This is a genomic window from Brevibacillus parabrevis (assembly GCF_022701015.1).
In the GTDB taxonomy this organism is placed as follows: Bacteria; Bacillota; Bacilli; order Brevibacillales; family Brevibacillaceae; genus Brevibacillus; species Brevibacillus parabrevis.
Genome location: NZ_CP064090.1, coordinates 807,813 through 833,077, shown reverse-complemented (window position 1 = coordinate 833,077; position 25,265 = coordinate 807,813). Strand labels below are relative to the sequence as shown.

The following is a 25,265-nucleotide window of genomic DNA, read 5'->3' as shown; positions in this document are numbered from 1 at the left end:
TTCAGGGGTGTTTTTAATGATATAGCAAAGCTGTTTTGCAAGCAATTGAAAGCTGAAAGGGCGTTGTTTTTGTTTGTCATGGTAGAGGAAAACACAATTATGCAAGTTTTGTAAAAATATGTAGTATTACGTCGGAGGGGGATGGTAATATCTTCTTGTTCTAATATGAATGACAAGTTTTGGTCTGGAAAGGCAGGCATTACATGCGAAAACAGATGATAGTAATGTTGGCGGGAGCACTTGTGGGTCAATTAGTCATCGCCGACGGGTACGCGGCAGCAGGGGCGTCTTCTTCTAGCAGAGGTTCCAGCTCCGCGGGCAGCAGTTCTTCAAGCAAAAGTTCCAGCTCCTCGGGCAGCAGCAGTTCTTCAAGCAAAAGCTCCAGCTCCGCGAGCAGCAGCACCTCCAGCAAAAGTTCCGGCTCTTCAAGCGTCAAATCATCGAGCAACAGCAAAAGCTCGTCCTCGAAAAGCACAAAAAGCTCAAAAAGCACCTCTAAATCGAGCAAAGTAAAATCCAAAACATCGAAGAGCGCAACTCCTTACTACGTGGATCACGACGACGATAATTACTACGAATACAACGCGGAGGAAGATACAGGGGAAGAAGAATGGAGCAGCGAAGAGGAGAGCGAAGCCGATGCTAATGCCGACGCCAATGCTGCTTCCGAAGAAAGCAGCTCCGCCTCCAATAGCCAACCAGCACCTCCTGAGGAAGCGGTCAGGAAGGATCTGATCCAGTTACTGCCTGCGAATCCCCCTTTTTCTATAGACATGCAGGCAAATATTTTGGCTGACATGAAAAAGCATCAGTTGCTGCCGAACCAGATTTACCGTATCTGGATTGACGGGCAACACCGTTACTTTTTGCTGCAAAAGAACGGGAAGGTCGAAGAAGTGAGTGGAAACCAACTGCAAAAGCGCCAGCTTCCGGTATACGATTTGGCACTTTTGTCTGCGTCATTGCTCGATTATTACAGGGACAAGTTCACCAGCCACAACCTCCCGACCAACCAAATTTACACAGTGGAAGAGGATGGCGGGCTAAAAGCCCATCTGTTCCTGCAATCGAACGGAGCGCTGGCATTCTTTCCTGCGTATGAAGCTGTCAAAAAGAAAGTTCCGATCGTGGAGGCGTCTTCGCTGCTCGTTTCCGATGAAATCCTTTATTCGTACATCAAGGAGATGAGGGAAAATCAATTCCCGCTCAACATGGCTTACCGCAAAAAGATCGGCTCCATCGAAAGATACATCTACCTCGACGAAAATGAAAACGCCAAGCTGATCAGCACCACAGAAGCGAAAAAGCACCAGGTGGCAGACTACGAGCAGATGCTGATTCCCCAGGCAGCCATAGAGAGCAGCAAGCTTGCCATCATGCAGTCAGGAGTCCCGGTGCAAAAAGTTTATGCCATGCAAGTGAACGGCTTGCCCAAGCTGTTTCATTATAAGGACAACCAGACGGTAGAGTTGATCACCAGAAGTAACGCAAGCAAGTATGAAACTATACCATTCGATCAGGCCGTCCAGACGGTTCAGGAAGAAGAAGAGAAACAACTCTTCTTCGAGAGCGTAAAAAAATGGTCGATGTTTGGTCTTTTTGTCCTTCTTCTTGCACTTATCGGGCTTGTGCTTTTCTTGAACAAAAAGGGAATCGTTGCACGCAAGAAATAAACGCGGTGAAGCAGCGCTTCCCAGTAAAAAAATGGGACTCCGTTCATCTCTATGCTGGTAACGGAACAAGCATTTACAGCGTCTTACTTTACATAGGATCATCGCGATTTCTTGGGTCGTAGCCCTCGTCGATCGAGTGATTTTTGTCCTTGTCGATGAGCAAGGTTTGTTTCTTCCTTTTTGCACGCCAGTCAATCAACACTCCAACCAGCAAGATAGCCACACAAATGATTGTGAACAGCAGCCAGAAACGCATTAGTATCACCTCAATTTTTTATGTGAAGGAATACAGGAGGAATGGCAGTTGAAACGATTTATTTATGTGGCGATTGCAGCGAGTATGTTGGTAATCGGCTGTTCGCCCGGGGCAAGCGAGCCTGTCGCATCGAAAGACACACCGCCAGCAGGGAAGCAAGAGCAACAGCCGAATCCGGCCCCTCAAGATGAAGGGACAAAAACGGAGCAGGGATCAGAAGAAGCAAAAGAAGGAAATGAAACAACAACAGATGACGCACCGAATGGCTCCAAAATCATTATCGATGGCAACTTTTTGAAGCAGCTCGCCAGTAACGAAATCAACGGTTTCGACATAGCGATCGGGATGACCAAGCAAGAGGTCATCGAGCTTTACGGGCGTGTAATCAAAGAGGATTATTACGATGGCGGACGTTATCAAGCTTTTGAAAATCTTTCCGGCGGCATTGTTTATTTTGATGGGAAAAACCGCGTCTATGCGATCGATCTGGCCGGGGAACACTTGAATCAGACTAACCTCAATGTGATTCGCCAGCAGCTGGGAACGCCCGTTGCCCAAGGACAAAGCATGGTAGACGAAAAATTTGACCTGTACTATGAAGCGGGGGAAAACTCCGTATTTATCAGTGCGAAGGACGAACACTCGCCTGTAGAGAAAATCAGGATCATCAACAAAAAAATGCTCGATGAGTCTCCACAGGATTAGGATAGCAAAAAAAAGCAAAGCCAGCAGGAAGCAGTTCTTCCGCTGGCTTTTTCATTATTCTACAGATCGTTTTCCAAACAGAATGTGATCGAGCCCAAACTTCGAGCTGCCGCTAATGCTAAGCGCAATCAAAATCGCAAAGAGAGCCAGCTCCAGCTCATAGCCAGCGCCACTTTCTCCGCCCATGAAGCCGGCCGCCAGCTTGGCTTTGGCAATGGCACCGATCATGACAACAGCCAAGGCGGCAGAGAAGATACGTGTGCCAAGTCCCGCGATCAGGGCAATCCCGCCGACAACTTCAAGGAACGCGACCAGGTAAGCGATAAAGGCAGGCAGACCGAGGCTGCCAAAGAATCCGGCGACATTGTCCAAGCCCATTTGGAACTTGGCAATCCCGTGGATAGCAAAAGTAAGACCTACCACAATTCGTAAAATCAAAGCGCTCCACTCAAAACGATTTTCCATGTATAATGACCTCCGATTTAGTTTATATCAGTAACGTAGTTACTTTTCGTTAGTAAGTATACATTAATTATTATTTATGTCAATACGATCTGGAAAATTTACAAACGTTGGAAAGTGCAGATTGTTAGGTACAAAGTAATCATTCATTTTGATGGAATGCAGAAAGAGCGGTATACTGAAAGGAGAATGAGGTGATACCAATGAAACAGTCTTCCCTCTGTCCTAAGTTTGAAAAAGGGATGCAGCTGCTGGGGAAACGGTGGACAGGGCTAATCTTATACCAGCTGCTTTCTGGACCACAGCGCTTCTGTGCGTTGGAAGGGGCCTTGCCCGTAAGCGGAAGGCTACTTTCTGAACGGCTGAAGGACTTGGAGAAGGAAGGTCTTGTACATCGGCAAGTGTTTACGGACTCAGCTCCGGTACGGGTAGAATATTCGTTGACGGAGATGGGGAAGGCTCTGGAGCCAGTGATCAAAGGGATCGAATCGTGGGCCCAGAGCTGGATCGAGCTTGATGCCGCAGATATGGCAGATCACAGCGTAGAGTAGAGCAGAATATACACAGTTGCAAAGCAAGACCTTGTCCAAGCTGTTGACGGGGTTCAGGTTGCACTTACCGAGATACATGCAAAAAACCCCTGAATCCAGGGGTTTTCTTCTTATGTGCGTCTAGTTGTCTTCTTGTGTCTCACTTTGTCTTGACTTCCACTTTATAAATTCGATGTGCCGTTTGATCTCAACAAGCTCCTCTTCCGTTAGCCCGTCAATATCCAGAAAAGGGACGGGCGTCTCCCGAACGGATGCTTGCCGCCAGAATGGCGTCGGGTTATCTGTTCTTCCATGAAGGTAATCGGTCGAGACATCAAACAGGTCAGCGACTTTGGAAATCAAGTGAAAATCTACGCCTTTCTTTTCGCCCGATTCAATTCGCGACAAAACTGTGTTATGGATGCCGAGCTTTTCAGCCAATTGAATTTGTGACCATTGCCTTTGCTCGCGCAGCCACTTTATGCGTTGACCGACTATGGACATCGTGAAACCACCTTTTTGTTTTTGGCAATTTCATTCTAACAATTTTCCATAACGGAAAAAACAATATTGCTAAAATGACAAATAATGTGTTGACTTTGCTGAAATTGAAACGATATCATGTAACTATAAATATTTGCCATTTCTGCAAAGAAGGAGGGAAGCTGGGTATGGAGCGTCTGAACCTCCCCTTTATCGCAAAACGACGAAGTGAGTGTAAGCTTACGCTACAAGAAATGGCGGAATCACTTGGTTTTCGCAATGCTTCCACGTATTTGAAATACGAAAAAGGCGAATACGACTTCAAGGCGAACCATCTGCCTATTTTGGCAAAGAAACTCAAGTGTGGCTTGCACGAGTTGTTCATGATTATCTTTTTGTTGTTTTAGCAAAGATACATTAGATAAGGGGTGGGTAGATTGGAAGCGCGGGAGGCGAACAAGAGGCAGCTGGAAGTATGGAAAAAAACGCTGGAGTACGAAATAGAGATGATGGCACCTTACAGCAAGTCGGCGTGCACGGCGTTTATGGATCGGTTGGTACGATTTGAGTTGGAGCTGGAGCAACAAGCGATGTTCCCCCCAGAGAAAGTGCTCGTTAGCTCCAATGTCCCACATTATTAAAAAAGATGTGCCTCTTGTGTCGGGTTCATAAGGCAGGACTTATCAGACTTCATCATTCATACGAGGAGGCTTCATGCCCATAATAAAAAGCCCGGTACGGCAGATGCCAGCCCCGGGCCTATTTTATTGGTTCGACGTTACAGTTTCTTGATTTCGTCCTTCAACAGCTCGGACTGTGTTCCGAATACGACTTGCACGCTGCCTTGACCCAGCTTCATTACGCCTGCTGCGCCAATATCTCTCAGCCCTTTTTCATTGACGATTTTGTCGTCCTTCAGCACGAGACGCAGGCGGGTAATGCACGCGTCAACACTGATGACGTTTTCTTTTCCGCCGATCAGAGCGAGTACCCTTTGCGCCTTGTCTTGCGTCGAATTGCTGCTGGCAGTTGTAGTTTCAACGGCGTCATCGTCTTCTCGTCCCGGCGTTTTGATGTTGAACTTGACGATCAGGATGCGGAACAGGAAGTAGTAGACGACGGCGAACGCCAAGCCGATCGGGATGATCGACCAAGCATTGGTGGAAAGCGGGAAGTTCAACCCGTAGTCAATCAGACCAGCGGAGAAGCCAAATCCGTGCTTGATTCCCATTGCCGTTACGATATACCCGGAAACCCCGGTCAAAATCGCGTGAAGCACGTACAGCGCTGGAGCAGCGAACATAAATGCAAATTCAAGCGGCTCGGTAATCCCTGTCAGGAACGAAGCGAGCGCGGTACCGATGAAGACAGAAGCGATTGCTTGGCGCTTTTCCGGCTTGGCAGAATGAATGATGGCAAGCGCGGCTGCTGGCAATGCGAACATCATGATCGGGAAGAAGCCTGTCATGAACATGCCGGCAGATTTGTCTCCGGCGAAGAAGCGATGCAAGTCGCCATGTACGACTTTGCCAGTTGCATCGGTAAAATCACCGATTTGGAACCAGGCAATGGCGTTGAGTACGTGGTGCAGACCGAATGGAATAAGCAAACGGTTAAAGAAGCCGAACAGACCTGCTCCAAGAGCGCCAAGGCTCACAATCCAGTTACCCATACTGTTGAGCGCGTCCTGAATCGGCCCCCAGATGATCCCGAAAACAAGACCGATGACGACCATGCTAAGCGAAGTGACAATTGGTACAAAGCGTTTGCCGCCAAAGAATCCGAGCCATTCCGGCAGCTTGATGTTATGGTAGCGGTTGTAACAATAGGAAGCGACTCCGCCCGCCAAAATACCGCCAATGACACCCATGTTCAGCTTGACGTCGTCTGCGATGAACGGCATGGCTGCAGGAACTTTGGAAAGTACGGTGGTCAACACCATGTAGGCGATCACAGCAGCCAGGGCGGCTACGGCATCCCCAGCGAGTCCGATCGCAACACCGACAGCGAAGATCAGCGGCAAGTTGTCAAAAATCGCAGATCCGCCTGCAAACAAAAATGGCGCGATATACTGGTTCAAAAATCCACCAACCGATTCTCCGAGATGAAACTCGGTCACGTAGTTGATGGCGCCGAAGCGGAGCAAAAGCGCCGCAGCAGGCAGTGTGGCGACTGGAAGCATGAGTGCTTTCCCAATCCGTTGCAAAAAGGCGAGCATAGGAAAAACCTCCTTAGAATGAGATGTCTATCAAAAAGCTGCTCTCCGGATGAATGCAAGAGATGAGGGCACGAGAATTGGCCGGAGAGAAGCTGTTCTGATCAAGAAAATGAATTTGAAATCGCTTTCAAATAGGCAGGGACAAAACCGTTTATTCGGTTTTGTCTTGCAAAAGCGCCACAACCTCTTCCACAGTCGCAAGAGCAAGAACTTGCTCCGCCAGCTGCTGCGCTTTTTCCATACTGGTGTTGCGAATGCGCTCTTTGACCTTCGGCATAACCGAAGCGGCACCACTGAACTCGTCGAGGCCCATGCCAAGCAACAGCTCGGTAGCGAGCGGGTCGCCAGCCATCTCTCCACATAGCCCCGTCCAGATTCCTGCCCGGTGGGAAGCGGCGATGACGTTGGAGATAAGCCGCAGTACCGCAGGGTGGTAGTAGCTGTAGAGATCGGCAACGTTCGCGTTCATTCTGTCGACCGCAAGCGTGTATTGCACGAGATCGTTGGTGCCAATGCTGAAGAAATCGACTTCTTTGGCAAAAGCGTCAGCTTGCAGGCAGGCACCGGGAATTTCCATCATCATGCCGACTGAGATTTGCTCGTCAAAGGCGACGCCTTTTTCCCGCAGCTCGGCTTTTGCCTGTTCAAGCAAACGTTTGGCTTCCCGCAGTTGCCCCAGGTGGGAAATCATCGGGAACATGATCAGCAGCCGTCCAAAAGCACTGGCGCGCAATAGCGCTCGTAGTTGAACCAGGAACAGTTCCGGGCGGGCCAAGGAAATGCGCATCGCTCTGAAACCGAGAAACGGATTGTCTTCCTGGGGAAGCTCAAGCGCTGGCAAATGCTTGTCGCCGCCAACATCGAGGGTACGAATAATGACCGGCTTGTCGCCAAAGGCTACAGCAACTTGCTTGTAGGCGGCAAACTGCTCTTCCTCGTCGGGCAAAGTGCTGCGATCCATGAACAAAAACTCGGAGCGGAACAGGCCGATGCCTTCTACGCCAGATGCGGCAAGCGCGTCTGCTTCTTCGGGAACCGCCATGTTGGCCATCAAGTGAACGCGGTGTCCGTCAGTCGTTTCCGCAGGCAAATCCTTCAATGCCGCGTAGGCAGCGCGTTCAGCTGCTTCCTTGGCGGCCTTTTCCTCGTAGCGCGCCAACGTTTCCGTGTCGGGCGAAACAATCAGGTCGCCTGTGGCACCATCGAGGATCAGCAAGCTTCCGGCAGAGACTTTTTCCATCAACTGTTCTCCGGCTCCCATGACCGCCGGAATCCCCAAAGAACGAGCCAGGATAGCCGCGTGCGAGGTCGCGCCCCCTTTTACCGTGACGATGCCTCGTACAGATGCGAGCGGGAGTTGAAGCGTCTCCGAAGGGGTGACATCCCACGCCGCCAAAATAAACGGTTCCTCCGGGAAAACTGCCTCCTCGTCTGTGCCTGAGAGGTTGCGGATCAAGCGGCGGCTTACATCGCGGATATCGTCTGCCCGTTCTTTCATATAGGCGTCATCCATGCTTTCGAACAGGCCGACGAACTGGTCAGATACTTGCTGCACAGCAGCGGTGGCAGCCAACTGTTTGTTTTCGATCAGCGAGGACATTTCCCCGACAAAAGCCGGGTCTTCCAGAAAAGCCATATGCGCGGAAAGAATCGCTGCTTTTTCTGCACCTAGTTGCTCTTCTGTTTGTTCTCTCAGCTTTTCCAGCTGCTCGCGCGCTTGCTCGACGCTTCTGGCGAGCAGCTCCAGCTCTTTGCTCGTGTCTGCTGGCGCAGTTTGCGCGGGAGCGGACGGGGCAGCGTGTGCCAAAATGACGACTGGGGCGATCGAGATGCCGGAAGAAACCGGGATTCCTTTTAACATGTTTGCTTCACCTTCTTTCGCTGCGAATTAGCTCTGAAAAGATTGCTCAAACAATTGCTGAATGGAAGCTGCCACCGTTTCCTCGTCAGCGCCGTCCACGGATACGAGCAGCTTGTCGCCCTGGGTTGCGCCCAAGGTCATGATCCCCAAAATGCTGCGGCCATCCACTTGTTTCTCCCCTTTGTTCAGGGTGATTTTTGACTGGGTTTGCGCCGAGCGATTGACCAAAAGAGCGGCGGGACGAGCGTGAAGCCCGCCCTCTACCGTGACTGTTACTTCAAACTGAATCATGTGTACCTCCCCCAAACAGATGCTTCTTTGTCCAATCCGGTTATTTCAGGACGACTGTCATCAGCGGCTGCTGGCCAGCTGCGACATTTCCTTGCGCCACGACGTTCTTTTCCGCAACGACATCGCCGTTGGTAATGACAATCGGGGTAACGATCGGGCATCCGGACTCTTGCAATACGGCGATATCAAATTGAATCAGCTTGTCGCCCGCTTTTACCTGGTCGCCGACAGAGACGAAGGGGGTAAAGCCTTTGCCCTGCAATTTCACGGTATCGATCCCGATATGCATAAGCAGCTCCAGACCGCTGTCGGTCGACAAGCCAATCGCATGATGGGTAGGGAAGAGATGGGTGACTTTTGCGTCAACCGGAGCGTACAAGACGCCCTCAGTAGGCAAAATCGCTGCGCCATCGCCTACGACTCTCCCGGCAAATACGGGATCGGGTACTTCCGACAAAGGGACAACACTTCCGGTCAAAGGAGCCAGAAAGGTGATTTCTTGTTGTTGTTTTTTACGGGAAAACAGATTGCGTAGCATAAGTTCCTCCTTTTGCGTCTGAACGAAAATAGGCATGAGACGGTCTGAGCATACGACGACATACTTACTATGTCCGTATGATCTCACCGCTCATGCCTAGTCGAGCTAGTAACACGCAGGATTATCATCGATTTTGAGTTGTTGATTCAAGGCTGTTGCTGCAACAACCGATAAACATGCAAGGCCATGTAGCCGACTTCGTCTTCCGGGACTATGACTTCCAGCCGGTTCGAGATATAGGCAGCCAACTCGGACGCCAGTTCGTATGCTTCCGGAATCGTGGTTTGGACCCGGTCCAGCAAGGGGTTGTGAATGGTCTTTTGCTGGCGAATGCGCTCTACAGCAAAACGCAGATGAGTAATGAGACGGACGTAATCGACCGTGCTTCGCTCGATGGTTCTGTCTGTCCGCTGCTCGATCATGCTGACCAGTTCGCTGATCACATTCGTGAACTGAACGGCCTTTTTCACTGGCAGGTAGCTGATCGCCGAATGAATGTGCAAGGCGAGAAAACCGATTTCGCTATCTGGAATATCCAGGTCGAATGCCTTCTTGATCATGTCCGCAGCCCGTTTTGCCAGCGTGTACTCTTTGGTGTAGAGCGTCTGGATTTCAAACAGGAACGGGTTCACGATCTCCATGCCATTCCGCAGGCGGTAAATGGCGAACTGGATGTGGTCGGGCAGGGCGACGTGGACGTGTTCGTTAAGTTGCGGGGTAATTTCACTGGCGATAAGCGCGATAATCTCTTCGGCTATTCCTACCACGGCAGGATCGACCTGACTGAGTATCGTTTGGTACTGTTTCTGATGGTTTTCATTTTCCAGCCTGAAGCGCTTCTCCACACGCGGGTCATGGGCGGGGATGGTGTTCCCAGGCTTTGCGCCAAATCCGATTCCTTTTCCGAACAGCACAATTTCCAGCTTGGTGCCGGGTTCTTCCACAAGTACGACATTATGGTTCAACACACGCGTAATCGCATATGTTTTTTCCTGTTCACGGGACAAGCCATTCCACCACCTTTAAACAAAAAAGAGCCGAAAAAACCTTTTTAACAATTAAAAAGATCTTCTCGGCTCATGCCTGCATTACCAGTAACACGCCTTGTGAAAACGCTTCAATTAATGCTTATAATAGCTCAGCTTCACAAGCGTTGTCAATCACCCTGTTTGCATCGGAAAGTTATGGTTGAGTATAGAAGAGAGTATATGTATTTTCGCTGATTCTGGCAGCAGGATTTCCCCCTGCTTGTCCAGAAGTACGTGAACCGCCTATGGAAAAGAACTCAAACAAAGCGGGCGGATGCGTCAGAAGCAGTCCGCCTGCACGCTTTGTTCAAGGAAGAATCAAGATCTTCACTACTTGGTAAACTTGTCGGCAATCGTGGAAGCACAGAAAGAATTTGGCTTGATTTCCGCCCGGAAGTGATTGGTTTCAGCCAAACTCAGCAACGCCTGGATAAACTTGCGGGTAGGCCCGTTGGCACCGATGTCAAAGTGCAGACGTATCGGAGTATCGAGTTGATGATCGCGCAAATATTGGCGGACTTCAGTTGCCAAGCCTACCGCGTACATGGCTTCCTGGAAAATGCGCTGCTGCAAGGATGAATAACGGCGTTCCTGAAACTTGTGATAAAAGAAGGTCCCACCGTGTCCGGGTCGAATAACCGTGATGACCAGGGCGAAAAAGGTTCCGCGACTTTTCAGCTGGGAATCGGCACCCACAATAATCTCGAATGGACCTGCCATCGACGAGATGGTTTGTTCAATGTGGGAAAATACGTCTTCTTTTGCCAGCTGTCCTCTCGTCGGACTGTGAAAACGATCAAACAACGTGCTTGCAGAGGTTAAGCCCACTCGCATCCCTCCAGATAGAGGCTATCTGTGAATTACAAACATCTTCCGTACATCATTAATGTATGTAATCTGGCAGAGAGTATGTGAACAGGTATGGACAAAAACTTCGCGAATCAACATTTTGATCGGCACGCGTCTGTTTTTATGCGGCGAATGTCTGGCGAATGGAATCGCGCTTGTGGCGCCTTGCCTGCGAGCAAGCTGAGAATTGACCGGGAAAAAGAAAGCGGCTATTATGTGTGACTGCAATCGGAAAACGTCTGTAAAGGAGTTTTTACAATCGTGATGGAATCAGGTAAACACGAAGAATATATGAAAGCGGCGATGGAAGAAGCACAAAAAGCAGCGGCGATCGGAGAAGTGCCAATCGGGGCAGTCATCGTCCGCAACGGGGAAATCGTCGGCCGCGGCTACAATTTGCGGGAAACGCAAAAAGACCCGACTTTGCACGCGGAAATGATCGCGATCCGCGAAGCGAGCGAGCGACTGGGGGGCTGGCGGCTGATCGGCTGCACACTGTACGTCACGCTGGAGCCTTGCCCCATGTGTGCGGGTGCCATCGTGCAGAGCCGCATCGAGCAGGTCGTGTACGGCGCAGGCGATCCCAAGGCAGGATGTGCCGGGACATTGATGAACTTGCTTGCTGAGCCGCGCTTCAATCATCAGGTTCCGGTGGTGGAAGGAGTCCTGGCAGACGAGTGCGCCCAGATGCTCAAAGATTTTTTCCGCGGCTTGCGCAAAAAAAGACAGTCAGATCAAAAGTGATCCAACTGTCTTTCGGGCATCGCCCGGTACTGTTTCTTCCGTAACATGCCGGGCAGACGTATTATTTGTTTACATTTTGCAGCAGGCTCAGTTCTTCTTCGGTCAGCTCGCGGTATTCGCCGGGAGCGAGTGCCGGGTCGAGATGGAGCGGGCCCATGCGAATGCGTTGCAGATAGGCGACATGCAGACCGAAGGCGGCAAACATCCGTTTGACCTGATGAAATTTTCCTTCCATAATGGTGACGCGAATCTCGGAGACTTCCCCGGACGAGAGAATTTCCAGCTTGGCAGGCAAGGTAGTGAAATCCTCCAGCTCAACGCCTTTGGCAAATTCCCGGACGTGTTGCTCGGTAACGATGCCATCAATGCGGGCAAAATACTCCTTGTCCACTTTTTTCTTCGGGGAGAGCAGGCTGTGGGAGAGCTGTCCGTCATTGGTCAAAAGCAAAAGGCCCTCTGTGTCGATGTCCAGTCTGCCTACCGGGTGAACCTTGACCGCCCACTCGTAGGGAAGCAGGTCGACTACAGTTTGATGCACGTTATCTTCAGTAGCGGAAACTACCCCAGGGGGTTTGTTCAGCAGGACGTACACCCAGCGCTTGAAATTGATCGGCTCTCCGTCCACGGTAATTTCCTGTTCTTCGGCTACGACGTGCATGCCAGGATCGGTTGCGACTACGCCGTCCACAACAACCAGCCCTTGCTTCACCAGCGCTTTCACTTCCTTGCGCGTGCCAAACGCCATATTCGCCAGCACCTTGTCCAAACGTTCTCGTTTCATGTATGTTCCTCACTTTTCCTCTGGTCAAAAAAACCTGACTCGTGTTGTTAATAGTTTGGCCTAATGCGGCGAGCAAATCAAGGGGAAGCGTACAAGTTGAGTCTTGCACTTTTCGCGCAGATTTGCTATAGTTAATAATGTTTCTGACAAACCATTCATGGAGAGATACCCAAGTGGTCATAAGGGGACGCACTCGAAATGCGTTAGGCGTCGTGAGGCGTGCGTGGGTTCGAATCCCACTCTCTCCGCTTACAAGTGGCTCAACGGATAATTCCGTTGGGTCATTTTTTGTTGTCAAAAAAGGCAGTGGAGAACAGGGATAATTGCGCAAAGCCTTGACTATATTGAGAAAAGAAGGTTGCAGTTGTGTTGCAGTTTTTCTTGTAGTTTACTTGCAGTTTGATTAGAATAGGGGGTGAGTGAGGTGACGTATATGGCTATAAGTGAAGCAGAAAGAAAAACATTTGAACGTGTTATTGCAGAGGTAGGCAGCGATCCGGAAAAAGCTGAAGCTACTCTCAAAGTGCTGTTTAATGTCATAAAAAAAACGACACCAATATCGGTTGAGCTCCAGAGCGAGGTAAAGAAAATTCTCGACCAATATCCGAATCAGACAATTCATGCTGAAATACAAAAAGATTTGCAAAAGCTTGGGGCAATATTGATGCATGTTGCTCAAGAAGAGGAATTTGGGAGAACGTATTCAACAGGCCAGTTGGCGAAAATTTTCGGAGTCAGCATTACGACAATTAATAACTGGATTTACGCAGGGCGTTTTATCGGCGTAGAACGCTCTCAGAGAAACAAGCAAGCTCGCATATCTGAAAACACATTGTGGGTCTCACCTTCAGAAGAAAGAATACCTGTACGGGAATTTGCAGAGATTTATGAGCAAAAAGAGCAAATAGAAAAGACGTTGACATCCATCCAAGATGGAAATTTGCATCGCATCCGTTTTATCGTAGAGACGATAGATTTTTATGAAAAACGTTACGGAAAGCCGTATCACGAAGTAGTTGTCGAAAAAGGAAATCCAGATGATTCCGAGGATTGGATTTGGGCGAGGGAAGGGAAAGAATGGAAGTCTCTGCTTAAAGAGATTGGGGATTTATGATCGGCAACCCTGCTACAAATTTGGAGGTGCTAAAAAAGACTTTCGGTCATGCGATACAATTCATACGGAATACCGACAGTACAGGCATGCCAAGTTCGATATACGCCCAACGAGCAACCATTGTCTTCTCTGACAGCTCCAAATTATATGTAACGGAAAAGCTGAATAAACAACAGTGCATCGAAGAATATTGGTACGATTGGATTGCCGCGGACGATAAAACAGTATTGGGTAAGTATCATGGCGAGCCACACGAAGATGAGTCGTATCAGACAGCAACGGAACCGTATCATGTCCACCCGCCAGAGTATGCCAAATTGACCAATCAAACACGTTTCCCCAATTATTATTACAACGATTTGTTCTCCATCGTTGAGGGAATTTTTTTATTTTATTTATTGCCCAATCGATCTCAAATCTAATGCTTTTTAAAGGACAGAAAGACAGTGAGTTCAACACTGTCTTTTTTGCATCATCATCTCCTGCAAAAATAAGGCCCGCACCATTCCTTTTCATGAGTCCTCACATACGTCCACGTAAACTGCTTGTCGACGACATACACATCGCACTCCTCTGCCAAATCCTCTACAGATAGACGCGATGGGCTTTCCATGATCCACACCTTGTTGGAAAGCTGATAGAACACATAACAAGACTCGCCGGACACCTGGCGAAAAGCTTGATCCGCTTCTTCCCGCTGAAGACAGTCCCGCATCCGATAGCTGAACAAGTGCCACAGATAGCCTTGGAAGCCGCCACGACGGTTCAGGTTAATCCTTTGCTTTTCTTCCTCAGACAAATGCGAGGCAAACTGATTCTCCCATTCTTTGCGCAAATAAGGCCCCCATATTTCCAATTCCGTTGCTTTTAGCTTCTTTTCCTTAATGCAGTCCGTCAGTTTCATCGTGTGCCTCCGTGGAAGTAACTTAAACATTTTTGCCGCTCTAAAAAGGGGACGACTAGACCACCTGCTTTGTCACACAAAGAGATTCACGTATAGCCAGCCGATAATCCGCCGCATGCCAACCGCCAAACAACCTGGAAAGCAAAGCATCGACGAAGAAGAAGAAGTTCAATTTCCTGTTGACAAAGAGAAGCTCGCTACATACTATAATACCTATAGGGGTATACGTATAAAACAAAACACCGACCATCCCATTGCAATACATCGCAAATCTTTAGGAGGGAACACAACATGTCTGCGACACAACCGAGCTTTTCCGTTGATAAAATGTTGGACTGCAAAGGCTTGGCTTGCCCGATGCCTGTCGTTCGCACCAAAAAGGCGATGGAGCAACTCGCTCCCGGCCAGGTTCTGGAGGTGCAAGCGACTGACAAAGGCTCGCTGGCTGACATGAAAGGCTGGGCAAACAGCACAGGGCATCAGTATTTGGGCACCGTTCAGGAGGGAGAAGTCTTGAAGCATTTCCTTAGAAAAGCAAGCCAGCAGGAGACGAAGGCCGAGACGAAATATCCGCATACGATCACGAACGAAGAACTTCAAGCGAAGCTACAATCCGGCGAGCCGTTTACGCTTATCGATGTGCGGGAGCCTGCCGAATATGCCTTCGAGCGTATTTCTGTGGCCAAATCGATACCTATGGGGGTATTGGAGCAGCGATTGGCTGAGTTGCCGACCGATCGGGACATTTTTGTCATCTGCCGTTCCGGCAATCGCAGCGATCTCGCTTGCCGGCTGCTTGCCGACAAAGGCTTTTCACGAGTAAAAAACGTCGTGCCGGGTATGGCCCGCTGGGTTGGCCCGGTAGAAAAACAGTGAGGAGGAGATAAGCAATGAGCAACCAACAAGGAAAGGCACAAAAAATGTCGGCGCATGATTTGACTGAATTGCTGTTTGCCCAGGAGGAGCTGTTTATTCTTGATGTGCGCAACCAGGAGGATTACCAAGACTGGCGCATCGAAGGCCATCGGGTAGACTCCATCAATGTGCCGTACTTCGAGCTGATCGATGGAGTCGAGGCTGTCGTCGGGAAGCTTCCTGCCAGCCAAAAAATACTGGTCGTTTGCGCCAAGGAAGGCTCCTCGATTTTTGTAGCGGAGCAACTGGCGGATGCCGGACTTCATGACGTGTACTACCTCGAAGGCGGGATGAAGCAGTGGAGCGAGCATCTCGCGCCTGTCAAAGTGGGGGATTTGCGCGACGGCGGGGAAATTTATCAATTCGTCCGGATAGGCAAAGGCTGCTTGTCCTACATGATCGTCTCCGGTCAGGAAGCAGCTGTCGTTGACTCGGTGCGCATGACAGACGTGTACGAAGCTTTTGCCAAAGAGCATGGCTTGTCCATCAAACATACGATCGACACCCATTTGCATGCCGACCATATTTCCGGTGGCAGAAAGCTCGCCGAAAGCACAGGAGCTACTTACTGGCTGCCGGAAAAGGACGCGGAAGAAGTCGTTTTTGCCTACGAAAAGCTGGAGGAAGGAAAAAGCATTCAAGTCGGCAGCACGAGCATCTCCATTTTGCCGATCTATTCCCCGGGACATACGATTGGGAGTACGTCGTTGATTGTAGATGACACCTACTTTTTGACAGGCGACATTTTGTTTGTGGCATCGATCGGGCGGCCGGATTTGGCTGGCAAAGCGCAAGATTGGGTGGGAGACCTGCGTGACACCCTGTATAATCGTTATCAGGAGCTGTCAAAAGATCTCCTGGTACTGCCCGCGCATTTTGGCAGCTATGTGGAGCTGGGAACAAACGGCGTTGTCTCAGCACGTTTGGGCGATCTGTACCGCAACAATCCGGGGTTGAACATCGCCGATGAAGGCGACTTCAGACGCACGGTTACCGAGGAGCTGCCGCCGCAGCCAAACGCCTATCAGGAAATTCGTCAAGTAAACATGGGCAGATTGAAGCCTGATGAAGAAGAACAGCGCGAGATGGAAACGGGACCGAACCGTTGCGCGGTTCACGATAAATAAAATCAACAAGGGGGAAAACGACATGGCAGATGTTGTTGTGGATACAAAAGGTCTTGCTTGCCCGATGCCGATTGTCAAAGCGAAGAAAGCGCTGGATACGTTGCAGCCAGGACAGACCATGGAAGTGCTCTCTACCGATAAAGGGTCGCTCCATGATTTTACGGCATGGGTGAAGCAGTCGAAAAACGAACTGGTGTCTCATGAGTTGGAGAACGGCGTATACAAGTTCCTGGTGAAAAAGCTGTAAGAAAAAGACTAAGCGGGCACGATGCAGAAGTGTTCGCTTAGTCCTTATTTTCATATACAATGCGAACGCCGAGGTCGGGGTAGGTTTCTTCGCGAAAATGGCCGTTCGGGCAAATCTTTTCACAAAGCAAGTGGCTTCGCACAGAACGCAGAGGTTCTTTGCAGACAGGGCAGCGATGTTGAAAAATGGCTTTTAAATAACGAACCATTTAAATCACCTTAATCATAGTTATTTACTTGGTTTTTATTGTACCTGAAAAATGCGCATTTGAAAAGTGGCTACGGCATTCTTGTGCGATTTGGGCGGAGAATGCGGGGAGGGCATATGGACGTCTTGCTGTATTTACTCATGATTTCTCTAGGATTTGTCGGTTCCTTTTTCTCCGGGATGCTGGGGATTGGCGGAGCGATTATCAATTATCCATTGCTGCTGTTTGTTCCGGCAGGCCTTGGATTGGCTCATTTCTCCGCTCAGGAGGTGTCGTCGATCTCGATGTTCCAGGTCTTTTTTGCTTCGCTGTCAGGGGTAATCGCTTTTCGCAAGCGAAATGGCAAAGGGTCGCCCCTGGTGCATAAAGGACTGGTCAGAGATATGGGAATCGGCATCCTGGCAGGAAGTTTGTTGGGTGGCCTGGCTTCCAAATACATGTCTGGTGACAGCATCAACCTCGTTTACGGTATATTGGCTGTCGTAGCGGTCATTTTGATGCTGAAGAAAAACAAAGGGACTCAGGAGCAGGCAGCAGAGATCGTCTACAATCGGTTCGTCGCCATCCCGATCGCTTTTGTGGTAGGCGTTGTCTCCGGAATTGTCGGAGCGGGAGGCGCCTTCATCCTGATCCCGATCATGCTGACGATCCTCAAGATTCCTACGCGCGTCACGATTGCCTCGTCACTCGCTATCGTATTCATTTCCGCCATCGGTGGTGTCGCAGGCAAATTGTACGCGGGACATATTCCGCTGGTTCCGGTCCTGTTTACGGTCATTGGCAGTGTCCTGGGTGCGCCTTTGGGCAGTGTGGTCAGCGCCAAGATCGATGTCAAATATTTGCGGTACGGTCTGATTGTGCTGATCTGCGCTACGGCGATCAAAGTGTGGAGCGATATTTTGTAAGTGAGAAAAGAAGCATGGAGAGTCGAGAGCGGCTTCTTTTCGCTCATTTTTATACCTATAGGAGTAACAGTATTTAACGGGAGGGCTTAACGATGGAAAACCAGAAAGAGAAAACGACGATTGTTCTTTTCAGCGGCGATTTGGATAAAGCGATCGCGGCTTTTATCATAGCGAACGGGGCTGCTGCCTACGATCACGACGTCACGATCTTTTTTACCTTTTGGGGCTTGAACACGATGCGCAAGGACGAGATCGTCAAAGTCAAAAAAGGCTGGCTGGAGAAAATGTTTGGCTGGATGATGCCGAGAGGGGCGCAGAAGCTGGGGTTGTCCAAAATGAATATGCTGGGGATGGGCCCGGAAATGATCAAACATGTCATGAAAAAGCACAATGCCCTGACGCTGCCCCAACTGATCGAGCTGGCGCAGGAGCAAGGAGTCAAGTTGGTTGCCTGCACGATGACGATGGATTTGCTGGGCTTGCAGCAGGAAGAATTGCTGGACGGAATGGAGTACGCGGGCGTGGCAGCCTACTTGGGCGATGCGACACAGGCGAAGGTGAACCTCTTTATTTAAGAGGTGAAAAGCAGACAGGCTTGCTTGACAAAGCCTGTCTTTTGCATAATATACCTGTATACGTATCCGCGATCCTAAAAACGGGAGGACTTCACATGGATTACAACTACGGTGACGATATTAAAAGACGTTTGCGAAAAATTGAAGGACAAATCCGTGGCGTGTTGAGAATGATGGACGAGCAAAAAAGCTGCAAAGAAGTAGTCGCCCAGCTATCTGCTGTCCGCAACGCGTCTGACAAGGCAATCGCGCAGATCGTAGCGGAGAATTTGCAGCGCTGTCTGTTGGAGGAGCAGGCACTCGGAGGCGACACAAGCAAGATGGTAAAAGAAGCGGTAGAGCTGTTGGTGAAAAGTCGCTAATTCACTAGGAAGGATGTTCAAATGGACTTCACGACGATTTTGCTTATTATTGTGTATGCATTGACAACTTGGTATTTGATTTCCCGCTTCATGCCTGTAAAAGGGCTGGAAAACCTGCGAGCCGAGCAATTCAAGGAGCGGGTGAATCAAAAAAGCAGAGTGATGCTGATTGACGTGCGCGAGCCACACGAGTTCAAGAAGGGTCACATTCCTACAGCCGTCAACATCCCTCTGTCCCAGTTGAACAGCCGGGTGAAGGAAGTTTCCCCGAAAAACGATATTTTGTTGTACTGCCGCAGCGGGATGCGCAGCAAGCAAGCGGCGAAAATCCTGAAAAAACACGGCTTTACGCAAATGGCGCACCTTCAGGGTGGACTGGTCACCTGGCAAGGACCGACCAAACAAAAGTAACGAAAAAAGAAACGAGCATCTGCGAAAGCGGGTGCTTTTTCATTTGCACAAAAAATACATGCTTGACAGATGATTTGGTTGTAACTAAAATGATTACAACAAGATAAGCAAGCCCAGGCCATTATTTTTTGCAACTGATGTAACTTGTTTAGTTACAACTAAAATGGCGGCCTATCATTCATAACCCGAGTTTTGGTGACTCAATCTAAACACATGGAGGGAATAGAACAATGAAAATCGCAATCGTAGGCGCAAGCGGCAAAGCAGGAAAATGGATCATGAAGGAAGCGTTGGATCGCGGCCATCAGGTGACAGCGGTTGTTCGTGACGCATCCAAAATCGACGAACCGAAAGCAGCTGTTCTGGAAAAAGACGTGTTCGCTCTGACAGCAGCCGATTTGAAAGACTTTGATGCAGTAGTCAATGCATTTGGCGCTCCTGCCGGAAAAGAACACCTGCACGTCGAGGCTGGCAACGTATTGATCGAAGCGATGAAGGGAGCACCTTCGACTCGTCTGCTTGTGGTAGGGGGAGCAGGGAGCTTGTTCGTAGACGAAGCGAAGACGACTCGTGTCATGGAAACTCCTGATTTTCCGGGAATCTACCTGGCAACAGCGCAAAACCAGGGAGAAAACTTGCGCATTTTGCAAGAAACGACGGGGATTCAATGGACCTTTATCAGTCCATCCGCTTTCTTTGATCCAGAAGGAGCCAGAACAGGCACTTATCAGCTTGGCAAAGATCATTTGCTCGTCAATGCAAGCGGACAAAGCTATGTCAGCTACGCGGACTACGCCATTGCCGTTCTTGATGAAATCGAAAATCCGCAACACCTCAACCAACGATTCACCGTTGGGTCCAACTAACAAAATAGAGTCAGGCATGCAGAAAAGACCAGCCATCCCGGATCGGGCGCGCTGGTCTTTTTTTGTGTGCGAAACGGCTGCCTCGCTGTCCTTATCTGACAATAGAGCCGATAATTGGGTAATGGAACGGTCGTCCTTGCAAGGAGTAGATGATCCCTTTGATCGGGTAGTAAAGCGCCATCAGGCCAAATACGATCAGGAACGGGATTCCGATCAGCACGAAAACGAAAAACCAGGAGATGCTGATGAGAATACTCATAAACAGATGGAACAGCAAGGCTTGGAGAGCCATATTTTTCGCCTCACGATCTTGCATCAGCAGCCAGACTACGATTGGCACTAAAAACGGTGCGAAGAATGCACTGGCGTGGGTAATTGCTTTTACACCTCTATAATCCATAGAATAGTCCTCCTCGTCGTGTATGACGAATGATGTTGTTGAAGCTATTGTAACGCACAAGCAGAGCTGTTCGTAACCATCAAAAGCGTGATCTCTTGCTCCGACTATAGACGGAGGTGTTTTGATTTCCAATCGTTTACTGTTATAGTATTAAGAAAATCTTTCGTTTTTGGAAAGATAATTCTAAATGTTTTTTGGATATGATGAATGATAAGCATACAACGAAGGGAGCGTTTGAAACATGATGATCGATTGTCATCATCCGGTTAGCATCAAGGATCGGTTGATGTTCTTCTACAACTTTTTACAGTCACCTGGGCAAGTAGGCAGCATCACACCTAGCTCCCGAGCGTTGGCAAAGCAAATGATGAATCCGATTGATTGGAGTCAGGCCAATACGATTGTGGAGCTGGGCGCGGGCACAGGTATTTTTACGACCTGGATTGAGCAGATGAAGCGACCGGAGGCCACACTGGTTTCCTTTGAAAAAGAGAGCAAGATGCGCCAAAGGCTGGAGACGCTTTTCCCTAACGCCCTTTTCCATGAGGATGCCGTCGATTTGACGCGTGTACTCGCCGATGCCGGCTTGGGCAAAGCGGACTGTATCGTGTCGGGGTTGCCTTTTGCCAACTTCCCGCAGGAGCTGCGCGATCAAATCATGGCAGAGGTTTACGCTGCGCTGAAGCCGGGCGGGGTATTTGTCGCCTTTCAATACTCTCTCCAAATGAAGAAGCAGCTGTCCACCGTCTTTGAAAACGTGACAGTAAAGCTGGTGCCTCTCAACCTTCCGCCGGCATTTGTGTATGTATGCCGCAAAGAGCGCGGGTAGCCTGCCCGTATAGGAGGATAACGTGATGATCGTGGATATGCTGACTGAATCAGTTGGTCAGTTTGGGTATTTTGCTCTTTTTTTCATGCTCTGGCTAGGAATTGTCGGTATGCCGATTCCTGACGAAGTGATTGTCCTGTCTGCGGGAGTATTGACCTCGCTCGGGATTTTGCATGTTTTTCCGGCTTTTGTCGCGACTTATCTGGGGGTTGTTTCCGGGCTGTCGCTAGGATATGTGCTGGGGAGATGGCTCGGTGCTCCGGCATTGAACTGGATTGGCAAGAAAAAAGGAATGAACAAGTACGTGGACCGGGCGCAGGCGCTGCTCGACCGTTATGGCAGCTACGCCTTGTGCATCAGCTACTTTTTGCCGGTCGTCCGACATGTGGTTCCGTATTTGGTCGGCATTGGCAAGATGACGTTTCGCCGCTACGCGCTGTTTTCCTACACGACCGGGCTTGTCTGGACACTGGTTCTGTTTTTTGCCGGGAATTTGATGGGCAACAATGTGGAGAATCTCAATGCATTTGTCGGGATGTTCAACCAGACGATGGTCGTCACCGCAGTGGGACTGGTCATACTGGCTGCCATCAGCTATTACGGATATACGCTTTGGAAAAGGCAAAAGAGCGAGGCTTCAAGCGCGCGCTCGCTGACGGTCGAACGCGAAGGAAACGAATGAGAAAACCCATCCACTTGCAGAAAAAGGCTGCAAAGGATGGGTTTTTTGGCATGCTCAGCTGAGCGAAGACTTCAGGCGCTTGTGACGTTGGCGCAACCATTCCGGGAGGATCATGCCCAGCAGGATGACGACCACACCTGTCACTTGCAGCGCCGACACGGTTTCACCGAGAATGATGAACGACGAGAATACAGCCATCGGCAACTCGGCAGCTCCCAAAATCGCGGCCATTCCCGGCCCTGTATGCGGAACGCCGAAGTTGAAGAAAACAGTCGGAATGAAGATCCCGAAGAAAGCGAGCAGGAAGACGTAAGGGAACAATCCGTCCAAGAGTGCGCCGTTCCAGAGGAACACGGGCGTGTAAACCAGTCCTGCCAGCAAAAAGGAGCCGGTAGACATGCTCGCGCTGCGCACCCAAGGATTGACGCCGATCGCCGCCTTGCCGCTAAACAGCAAAAACATGGTGTAAGAGACGGCAGACAGCAGGCCAAGCACGACACCCGCGATATGAAACTGGGCGATTCCGTCTGTTTCAAAAATTCCGCCGGCAAGCAATGTGCCGAACAGGAGCAGCACGAGCGAGAGCAGCGTAGGTTTGTCGGGCATCCGTTTCGTCATGACCGCCTCGGCCAAGACCCCCATCCAGGTGAACTGGAACAACAAGACGATGGCGATGGACGCCGGAATGAACCGGAGAGCATTGTAGTACAAAATCCCCGTCGAACCGATAGCCAGACCGACGCTGACTAAAAGCAGCAGTTGTTTTTTCCCCGGTTTTGTCCGCAAGAAAAAGAGAGCAGGTATCCAGGTGAGCACAAGCCCGAAGAACATTTGTCCGCCGATGACCTCTGCTGGCGAGTACCCCTGCCCGTAGGCAAGCTTGACAATCGTCGACAAAATCCCGTAGCTGCACGCTCCTAAAAATACGAGAAGGATATATTTCATTCATGTATCTCCTTACATATAAGTAAATGACCCTTAGCTAGGATAATATGTGCAGGACGACTTTGTCCATTTGTCCAGTGTAAAGAAAAGCGGCAAAAACCCCAAAATAAGGTTTACCATTGGTCCTAGCGCGGTAATAGGGAAAAGGACACGAAATAAGCATACCCAACAGCAGAAGGTATAGCTTTGACGAGCGCGATCAACCAGAGGAAAAGGGGGGAGGCTTGTGTTGTTGAAGTTGAAAGACCGATTGTTTGCGACCTTTTTATTGCTGAGTCTGTTCCCCATCCTGCTCATCTGCTTCCTGTTTTATCAGGAGGCGCAAAAGGCCGTTCTAGAGCAGTATGAGACGAGCATTGGGGGGCATCTTGATTCCGTTGACAGGCGGCTGAATACTTTGTTTCAAACGATCCAACACGATACGAATCAGTTGGCAAACGACCCGGTCTTGCGAATGACAATGCCCAAGTCTCTGGAGAATCGGTTGGACCCTCTCGCCAAAAGCGAGTGGACAGCTCATCAAAGCAAGATACGCGATGCTTTTGATCATTTTACTTACTTCCGCGACCTGATCGGCAACGTTCATTTTTTGCGCGATGATTCGCAAGTGATATCGTTGCGAAAAGAAGCGGGTTGGGACGAAAAGGAACGGCCGATATCGCTGCAAAAAGAGCCGTGGGGAAAAGGCGAGGGCCAAATCTGGCTGCTTAACCGTTCCGATGAAAAAGGCAATCCGAAAGCGTTATATTTTTCGCAGCGAGTTGAGGATGAAACCAAGCAATCGTCAGGTCTTTTGCTGGTGGAGCTAAAGCTGGACGCACTGGCTAACTGGTTGAACAAAAGCTCGCTCCCCAAGTACAACAATCTGATGGTGGTCATGCCTTCCGGAAAAATCCTGATTCACCCGGATGCGGATCGGATCGGGATGAACGTATCCGCTACTCCTGACCAGGAGATTCTGAACAAGCACTTACTCGGTTTCGAGGAGGAAACGGTGTTTGCCGCCACAATCAACAGCGAGAGTGTCTATGCGTACCATCAGACTTCTGCGGCGAGCGGGATCACCTATCTGGAATGGTTGCCGGGCCAGGATATCGCCAATCGGCTGGACCGGATGAAGTTTATTTTATGGTGCACGATTTGTCTCGTCGTCATCTTCTCCGGCTATGTGGCTCACCGCATTTCCCGGTGGATTGCCAAGCCGATCTACACGTTGGTTGATGCCACTGACGCTTTGGTAAAAGGGGATTTTTCCATACGCGTACCGATTGAGGGCATGCAGGAAATCACGTTCCTGGAGAAAAAGTTCAACATGATGGCAGAACAAATGCAGTCTTTGATCGAAAGGGAGCGGGAATATTCCCAAAAGGGACTGGATCAGATTGTGCGCAGCTTTTATCTGGCGGTCGAAATGAAGGACCCGTACACAGCCGGCCACACGGAGCGAGTGACCCATTACGCCCTAATCATGTATGATCACATGACGGAAAAAGAACAACTGGAATTTACCCGTGATGACCTGCGCTATGCGGGCCTGATGCACGACATTGGCAAAGTGGCGATTCCTGATCATGTGTTGCTGAAAAATGGAAAGCTGACTTTCGATGAATACGAGTTTATGAAAAGGCACCCTTCGATCGGGGCCGACATCGTGGAGCAGATTGAAAGCCTGTCCCATGTCAGTCCGGGCGTGCGGCATCATCATGAGCGGTGGGACGGGAAGGGCTATCCGCACCAGCTCCAGGGTGAAGAGATCCCGTTGATCGGACGGATACTGGCCGTTGCAGATACGTTTGATGCCATGACCTCTACGCGCTCTTACCGAAATGCCATGTCCGGCAAAGAGGCGTACGAGGAAATCATACGCTGCAAAGGTACGCAGTTTGACCCGGCAATCGTTGCTATTTTTCAAGAAGCGTATTTGAGTGGAGCGATTCAAGTGACACAATCAAAGGACAGTTGTGTCATTCTTGTCAAAGAAAAGACAGCTACCAGTATTGGATAGGTTTGCAGCTTGCTATCAGCCATTATCTTTGGTATTCTTATCGTACCGTGCTAGACGGGGAGGTTGCGGTGCCCTGTAACCTGCAATCCGCAATAGCAGGGTTGAATTCCTATCCTAGGTTTTCTTATGTGAGGCTGCCTTATGGCGGCGGTGTTGAGGAGCGGGTCCTGTGCAACGCGAACCCATGAACCTGGTCAGGTCCGGAAGGAAGCAGCCATAAGTGGATCATCGCGTGTGCCGCAGGGTAGCCTGCTCTGAGCTGCTACCATAAGTAACGCTTGGATGAGAATTATCGAAGATAGGTGCACGGTATCTATTTGAACGATCAATAGCATGTTTCCTTCGGGAAGC

33 protein-coding genes, 1 tRNA gene and 1 other RNA gene are annotated in these 25,265 nt (G+C 49.8%); 21 read left to right on the top strand and 14 right to left on the bottom strand.

The window, feature by feature from the left end:
* Window positions 1–247: 247 nt before the first annotated feature.
* The gene (locus IRJ17_RS04160; RefSeq protein ID WP_242773351.1) at window positions 248–508 is read right to left on the bottom strand and encodes a hypothetical protein; all 261 of its coding nucleotides are present in this window, start codon (window positions 506–508) and stop codon (window positions 248–250) included.
* A 40-nt stretch (window positions 509–548) separates the two neighbouring features.
* Between IRJ17_RS04160 and IRJ17_RS04155 the strand changes: the two genes are divergently transcribed.
* Window positions 549–1,673, top strand: a complete 1,125-nt coding sequence (locus tag IRJ17_RS04155; RefSeq protein ID WP_242773348.1) for a hypothetical protein — start codon at window positions 549–551, stop codon at window positions 1,671–1,673.
* Window positions 1,674–1,761: 88 nt separating this feature from the next.
* Here the strand turns inward: IRJ17_RS04155 and IRJ17_RS04150 are convergent, their stop codons facing one another.
* Window positions 1,762–1,929: a hypothetical protein gene (locus IRJ17_RS04150; protein ID WP_167470366.1), complete on the bottom strand. Its 168-nt coding sequence runs from the start codon at window positions 1,927–1,929 to the stop codon at window positions 1,762–1,764.
* 48 nt (window positions 1,930–1,977) lie between these two features.
* Between IRJ17_RS04150 and IRJ17_RS04145 the strand changes: the two genes are divergently transcribed.
* A complete protein-coding gene (locus tag IRJ17_RS04145) occupies window positions 1,978–2,634 on the top strand; it encodes a hypothetical protein (protein ID WP_242773346.1) in 657 nt (218 codons plus the stop codon).
* 54 nt (window positions 2,635–2,688) lie between these two features.
* Here the strand turns inward: IRJ17_RS04145 and IRJ17_RS04140 are convergent, their stop codons facing one another.
* Window positions 2,689–3,099 carry a DoxX family protein gene (locus IRJ17_RS04140; protein ID WP_122966069.1) on the bottom strand — a complete coding sequence of 137 codons (411 nt, stop codon included), beginning with the start codon at window positions 3,097–3,099 and terminating at the stop codon, window positions 2,689–2,691.
* 200 nt (window positions 3,100–3,299) lie between these two features.
* Here IRJ17_RS04140 and IRJ17_RS04135 point away from each other — a divergent pair, with 200 nt between their 5' ends.
* Window positions 3,300–3,647 (top strand): winged helix-turn-helix transcriptional regulator, encoded by a 348-nt coding sequence (locus tag IRJ17_RS04135; RefSeq protein ID WP_122966068.1) that lies wholly within the window; start codon window positions 3,300–3,302, stop codon window positions 3,645–3,647.
* A 120-nt stretch (window positions 3,648–3,767) separates the two neighbouring features.
* On the opposite strand, the gene IRJ17_RS04130 is transcribed toward IRJ17_RS04135, so the two are convergent.
* Window positions 3,768–4,130: a helix-turn-helix domain-containing protein gene (locus IRJ17_RS04130; protein WP_122966067.1), complete on the bottom strand. Its 363-nt coding sequence runs from the start codon at window positions 4,128–4,130 to the stop codon at window positions 3,768–3,770.
* A 167-nt stretch (window positions 4,131–4,297) separates the two neighbouring features.
* Here IRJ17_RS04130 and IRJ17_RS04125 point away from each other — a divergent pair, with 167 nt between their 5' ends.
* The gene (locus IRJ17_RS04125; RefSeq protein WP_122966066.1) at window positions 4,298–4,516 is read left to right on the top strand and encodes a helix-turn-helix domain-containing protein; all 219 of its coding nucleotides are present in this window, start codon (window positions 4,298–4,300) and stop codon (window positions 4,514–4,516) included.
* Between the two features lie 371 nt (window positions 4,517–4,887).
* Here the strand turns inward: IRJ17_RS04125 and nagE are convergent, their stop codons facing one another.
* The 6 genes from nagE to IRJ17_RS04095 form a co-directional block, all read right to left on the bottom strand.
* Window positions 4,888–6,327, bottom strand: coding sequence for an N-acetylglucosamine-specific PTS transporter subunit IIBC (gene nagE / locus IRJ17_RS04120; RefSeq protein WP_173598000.1), 1,440 nt, complete (start codon window positions 6,325–6,327; stop codon window positions 4,888–4,890).
* 151 nt (window positions 6,328–6,478) lie between these two features.
* Window positions 6,479–8,188, bottom strand: coding sequence for a phosphoenolpyruvate--protein phosphotransferase (gene ptsP, locus IRJ17_RS04115; protein WP_122966063.1), 1,710 nt, complete (start codon window positions 8,186–8,188; stop codon window positions 6,479–6,481).
* A gap of 27 nt (window positions 8,189–8,215) precedes the next feature.
* Complete coding sequence (locus IRJ17_RS04110; protein WP_063230279.1) at window positions 8,216–8,479, bottom strand: HPr family phosphocarrier protein; 264 nt, start codon at window positions 8,477–8,479, stop codon at window positions 8,216–8,218.
* 40 nt (window positions 8,480–8,519) lie between these two features.
* Window positions 8,520–9,017 carry a PTS sugar transporter subunit IIA gene (locus IRJ17_RS04105; RefSeq protein WP_242773344.1) on the bottom strand — a complete coding sequence of 166 codons (498 nt, stop codon included), beginning with the start codon at window positions 9,015–9,017 and terminating at the stop codon, window positions 8,520–8,522.
* Window positions 9,018–9,163: 146 nt separating this feature from the next.
* Complete coding sequence (gene glcT / locus IRJ17_RS04100; protein WP_122966062.1) at window positions 9,164–10,024, bottom strand: glucose PTS transporter transcription antiterminator GlcT; 861 nt, start codon at window positions 10,022–10,024, stop codon at window positions 9,164–9,166.
* Window positions 10,025–10,375: 351 nt separating this feature from the next.
* Window positions 10,376–10,879 (bottom strand): ribonuclease H-like YkuK family protein, encoded by a 504-nt coding sequence (locus IRJ17_RS04095; protein WP_217365347.1) that lies wholly within the window; start codon window positions 10,877–10,879, stop codon window positions 10,376–10,378.
* A gap of 87 nt (window positions 10,880–10,966) precedes the next feature.
* Between IRJ17_RS04095 and IRJ17_RS04090 the strand changes: the two genes are divergently transcribed.
* Both IRJ17_RS04090 and tadA read left to right on the top strand, forming a co-directional pair.
* Entirely contained in the window at window positions 10,967–11,116 is a 150-nt protein-coding gene (locus tag IRJ17_RS04090) for a hypothetical protein (protein ID WP_242773341.1), read from the top strand.
* A gap of 42 nt (window positions 11,117–11,158) precedes the next feature.
* Window positions 11,159–11,638, top strand: a complete 480-nt coding sequence (gene tadA, locus IRJ17_RS04085; RefSeq protein WP_217365353.1) for a tRNA adenosine(34) deaminase TadA — start codon at window positions 11,159–11,161, stop codon at window positions 11,636–11,638.
* Between the two features lie 61 nt (window positions 11,639–11,699).
* On the opposite strand, the gene IRJ17_RS04080 is transcribed toward tadA, so the two are convergent.
* Window positions 11,700–12,419: a pseudouridine synthase gene (locus IRJ17_RS04080; protein WP_242773340.1), complete on the bottom strand. Its 720-nt coding sequence runs from the start codon at window positions 12,417–12,419 to the stop codon at window positions 11,700–11,702.
* Between the two features lie 159 nt (window positions 12,420–12,578).
* On the opposite strand from IRJ17_RS04080, the gene IRJ17_RS04075 reads away from it, so the two are divergent.
* The 3 genes from IRJ17_RS04075 to IRJ17_RS04065 all read left to right on the top strand — a co-directional run bounded on the left by IRJ17_RS04075 (window position 12,579) and on the right by IRJ17_RS04065 (window position 13,955).
* A tRNA-Ser gene (locus IRJ17_RS04075) sits at window positions 12,579–12,667 on the top strand.
* A 176-nt stretch (window positions 12,668–12,843) separates the two neighbouring features.
* Window positions 12,844–13,533 carry a MerR family transcriptional regulator gene (locus tag IRJ17_RS04070; RefSeq protein ID WP_173599948.1) on the top strand — a complete coding sequence of 230 codons (690 nt, stop codon included), beginning with the start codon at window positions 12,844–12,846 and terminating at the stop codon, window positions 13,531–13,533.
* Complete coding sequence (locus IRJ17_RS04065; RefSeq protein WP_173597994.1) at window positions 13,530–13,955, top strand: toxin-antitoxin system TumE family protein; 426 nt, start codon at window positions 13,530–13,532, stop codon at window positions 13,953–13,955. The genes IRJ17_RS04070 and IRJ17_RS04065 overlap by 4 nt, the downstream gene beginning before the upstream one ends.
* A 53-nt stretch (window positions 13,956–14,008) precedes the next feature.
* On the opposite strand, the gene IRJ17_RS04060 is transcribed toward IRJ17_RS04065, so the two are convergent.
* A complete protein-coding gene (locus IRJ17_RS04060; RefSeq protein WP_242773338.1) occupies window positions 14,009–14,437 on the bottom strand; it encodes a DUF4275 family protein in 429 nt (142 codons plus the stop codon).
* Window positions 14,438–14,728: 291 nt separating this feature from the next.
* On the opposite strand from IRJ17_RS04060, the gene IRJ17_RS04055 reads away from it, so the two are divergent.
* The 8 genes from IRJ17_RS04055 to IRJ17_RS04020 all read left to right on the top strand — a co-directional run bounded on the left by IRJ17_RS04055 (window position 14,729) and on the right by IRJ17_RS04020 (window position 20,053).
* Window positions 14,729–15,313, top strand: coding sequence for a sulfurtransferase TusA family protein (locus tag IRJ17_RS04055; protein WP_173598005.1), 585 nt, complete (start codon window positions 14,729–14,731; stop codon window positions 15,311–15,313).
* A 14-nt stretch (window positions 15,314–15,327) separates the two neighbouring features.
* Window positions 15,328–16,479 (top strand): MBL fold metallo-hydrolase, encoded by a 1,152-nt coding sequence (locus IRJ17_RS04050; RefSeq protein ID WP_242773335.1) that lies wholly within the window; start codon window positions 15,328–15,330, stop codon window positions 16,477–16,479.
* A gap of 22 nt (window positions 16,480–16,501) precedes the next feature.
* A complete protein-coding gene (locus IRJ17_RS04045) occupies window positions 16,502–16,726 on the top strand; it encodes a sulfurtransferase TusA family protein (protein WP_122966055.1) in 225 nt (74 codons plus the stop codon).
* Between the two features lie 324 nt (window positions 16,727–17,050).
* On the top strand, window positions 17,051–17,839 hold the full coding sequence (locus IRJ17_RS04040; protein WP_122966054.1) for a sulfite exporter TauE/SafE family protein: 789 nt from the start codon (window positions 17,051–17,053) through the stop codon (window positions 17,837–17,839).
* 92 nt (window positions 17,840–17,931) lie between these two features.
* A complete protein-coding gene (locus tag IRJ17_RS04035; RefSeq protein WP_122966053.1) occupies window positions 17,932–18,414 on the top strand; it encodes a DsrE/DsrF/DrsH-like family protein in 483 nt (160 codons plus the stop codon).
* 95 nt (window positions 18,415–18,509) lie between these two features.
* Entirely contained in the window at window positions 18,510–18,776 is a 267-nt protein-coding gene (locus tag IRJ17_RS04030; protein ID WP_063230289.1) for a metal-sensitive transcriptional regulator, read from the top strand.
* A 21-nt stretch (window positions 18,777–18,797) separates the two neighbouring features.
* Window positions 18,798–19,187, top strand: a complete 390-nt coding sequence (locus IRJ17_RS04025; RefSeq protein WP_063230290.1) for a rhodanese-like domain-containing protein — start codon at window positions 18,798–18,800, stop codon at window positions 19,185–19,187.
* 230 nt (window positions 19,188–19,417) lie between these two features.
* The gene (locus IRJ17_RS04020; RefSeq protein ID WP_122966052.1) at window positions 19,418–20,053 is read left to right on the top strand and encodes an NAD(P)-dependent oxidoreductase; all 636 of its coding nucleotides are present in this window, start codon (window positions 19,418–19,420) and stop codon (window positions 20,051–20,053) included.
* A gap of 91 nt (window positions 20,054–20,144) precedes the next feature.
* Here the strand turns inward: IRJ17_RS04020 and IRJ17_RS04015 are convergent, their stop codons facing one another.
* Entirely contained in the window at window positions 20,145–20,453 is a 309-nt protein-coding gene (locus IRJ17_RS04015) for a DUF4870 domain-containing protein (protein ID WP_122966051.1), read from the bottom strand.
* 241 nt (window positions 20,454–20,694) lie between these two features.
* Here IRJ17_RS04015 and IRJ17_RS04010 point away from each other — a divergent pair, with 241 nt between their 5' ends.
* Together IRJ17_RS04010 and IRJ17_RS04005 are read left to right on the top strand one after the other, a co-directional pair.
* Window positions 20,695–21,282 (top strand): class I SAM-dependent methyltransferase, encoded by a 588-nt coding sequence (locus tag IRJ17_RS04010; RefSeq protein ID WP_122966050.1) that lies wholly within the window; start codon window positions 20,695–20,697, stop codon window positions 21,280–21,282.
* Between the two features lie 25 nt (window positions 21,283–21,307).
* Entirely contained in the window at window positions 21,308–21,964 is a 657-nt protein-coding gene (locus IRJ17_RS04005) for a DedA family protein (protein WP_122966049.1), read from the top strand.
* 54 nt (window positions 21,965–22,018) lie between these two features.
* Here the strand turns inward: IRJ17_RS04005 and IRJ17_RS04000 are convergent, their stop codons facing one another.
* The gene (locus tag IRJ17_RS04000; RefSeq protein ID WP_242773333.1) at window positions 22,019–22,909 is read right to left on the bottom strand and encodes an EamA family transporter; all 891 of its coding nucleotides are present in this window, start codon (window positions 22,907–22,909) and stop codon (window positions 22,019–22,021) included.
* Window positions 22,910–23,135: 226 nt separating this feature from the next.
* On the opposite strand from IRJ17_RS04000, the gene IRJ17_RS03995 reads away from it, so the two are divergent.
* Both IRJ17_RS03995 and ffs read left to right on the top strand, forming a co-directional pair.
* Window positions 23,136–24,914: an HD domain-containing phosphohydrolase gene (locus tag IRJ17_RS03995; RefSeq protein WP_173599722.1), complete on the top strand. Its 1,779-nt coding sequence runs from the start codon at window positions 23,136–23,138 to the stop codon at window positions 24,912–24,914.
* A 45-nt stretch (window positions 24,915–24,959) separates the two neighbouring features.
* An RNA gene (gene ffs / locus IRJ17_RS03990) (signal recognition particle sRNA large type) lies at window positions 24,960–25,224 on the top strand.
* The last annotated feature ends 41 nt before the right edge of the window (window positions 25,225–25,265 follow it).

Excerpts from the sequence above, each read along its gene's own strand:
- IRJ17_RS04020 (WP_122966052.1), top strand. The coding sequence starts at position 19,418 with ATGAAAATCGCAATCGTAGGCGCAAGCGGCAAAGCAGGAAAATGGATC.
- IRJ17_RS04090 (WP_242773341.1), top strand. The coding sequence starts at position 10,967 with ATGGACAAAAACTTCGCGAATCAACATTTTGATCGGCACGCGTCTGTT.
- IRJ17_RS04015 (WP_122966051.1), bottom strand. The coding sequence starts at position 20,453 with ATGGATTATAGAGGTGTAAAAGCAATTACCCACGCCAGTGCATTCTTC.
- IRJ17_RS04095 (WP_217365347.1), bottom strand. The coding sequence starts at position 10,879 with ATGCGAGTGGGCTTAACCTCTGCAAGCACGTTGTTTGATCGTTTTCAC.
- IRJ17_RS04065 (WP_173597994.1), top strand. The coding sequence starts at position 13,530 with ATGATCGGCAACCCTGCTACAAATTTGGAGGTGCTAAAAAAGACTTTC.
- IRJ17_RS04005 (WP_122966049.1), top strand. The coding sequence starts at position 21,308 with ATGATCGTGGATATGCTGACTGAATCAGTTGGTCAGTTTGGGTATTTT.
- IRJ17_RS04045 (WP_122966055.1), top strand. The coding sequence starts at position 16,502 with ATGGCAGATGTTGTTGTGGATACAAAAGGTCTTGCTTGCCCGATGCCG.
- IRJ17_RS04140 (WP_122966069.1), bottom strand. The coding sequence starts at position 3,099 with ATGGAAAATCGTTTTGAGTGGAGCGCTTTGATTTTACGAATTGTGGTA.
- IRJ17_RS04150 (WP_167470366.1), bottom strand. The coding sequence starts at position 1,929 with ATGCGTTTCTGGCTGCTGTTCACAATCATTTGTGTGGCTATCTTGCTG.
- IRJ17_RS04035 (WP_122966053.1), top strand. The coding sequence starts at position 17,932 with ATGGAAAACCAGAAAGAGAAAACGACGATTGTTCTTTTCAGCGGCGAT.
- IRJ17_RS04025 (WP_063230290.1), top strand. The coding sequence starts at position 18,798 with ATGGACTTCACGACGATTTTGCTTATTATTGTGTATGCATTGACAACT.
- ptsP (WP_122966063.1), bottom strand. The coding sequence starts at position 8,188 with ATGTTAAAAGGAATCCCGGTTTCTTCCGGCATCTCGATCGCCCCAGTC.
- IRJ17_RS04040 (WP_122966054.1), top strand. The coding sequence starts at position 17,051 with ATGGACGTCTTGCTGTATTTACTCATGATTTCTCTAGGATTTGTCGGT.
- IRJ17_RS04080 (WP_242773340.1), bottom strand. The coding sequence starts at position 12,419 with ATGAAACGAGAACGTTTGGACAAGGTGCTGGCGAATATGGCGTTTGGC.
- IRJ17_RS04030 (WP_063230289.1), top strand. The coding sequence starts at position 18,510 with ATGGATTACAACTACGGTGACGATATTAAAAGACGTTTGCGAAAAATT.
- IRJ17_RS04130 (WP_122966067.1), bottom strand. The coding sequence starts at position 4,130 with ATGTCCATAGTCGGTCAACGCATAAAGTGGCTGCGCGAGCAAAGGCAA.
- IRJ17_RS04060 (WP_242773338.1), bottom strand. The coding sequence starts at position 14,437 with ATGAAACTGACGGACTGCATTAAGGAAAAGAAGCTAAAAGCAACGGAA.
- tadA (WP_217365353.1), top strand. The coding sequence starts at position 11,159 with ATGGAATCAGGTAAACACGAAGAATATATGAAAGCGGCGATGGAAGAA.
- IRJ17_RS04000 (WP_242773333.1), bottom strand. The coding sequence starts at position 22,909 with ATGAAATATATCCTTCTCGTATTTTTAGGAGCGTGCAGCTACGGGATT.
- IRJ17_RS04135 (WP_122966068.1), top strand. The coding sequence starts at position 3,300 with ATGAAACAGTCTTCCCTCTGTCCTAAGTTTGAAAAAGGGATGCAGCTG.
- IRJ17_RS04125 (WP_122966066.1), top strand. The coding sequence starts at position 4,298 with ATGGAGCGTCTGAACCTCCCCTTTATCGCAAAACGACGAAGTGAGTGT.
- IRJ17_RS04110 (WP_063230279.1), bottom strand. The coding sequence starts at position 8,479 with ATGATTCAGTTTGAAGTAACAGTCACGGTAGAGGGCGGGCTTCACGCT.
- IRJ17_RS04055 (WP_173598005.1), top strand. The coding sequence starts at position 14,729 with ATGTCTGCGACACAACCGAGCTTTTCCGTTGATAAAATGTTGGACTGC.
- IRJ17_RS04105 (WP_242773344.1), bottom strand. The coding sequence starts at position 9,017 with ATGCTACGCAATCTGTTTTCCCGTAAAAAACAACAACAAGAAATCACC.
- IRJ17_RS04050 (WP_242773335.1), top strand. The coding sequence starts at position 15,328 with ATGAGCAACCAACAAGGAAAGGCACAAAAAATGTCGGCGCATGATTTG.
- nagE (WP_173598000.1), bottom strand. The coding sequence starts at position 6,327 with ATGCTCGCCTTTTTGCAACGGATTGGGAAAGCACTCATGCTTCCAGTC.
- IRJ17_RS04010 (WP_122966050.1), top strand. The coding sequence starts at position 20,695 with ATGATGATCGATTGTCATCATCCGGTTAGCATCAAGGATCGGTTGATG.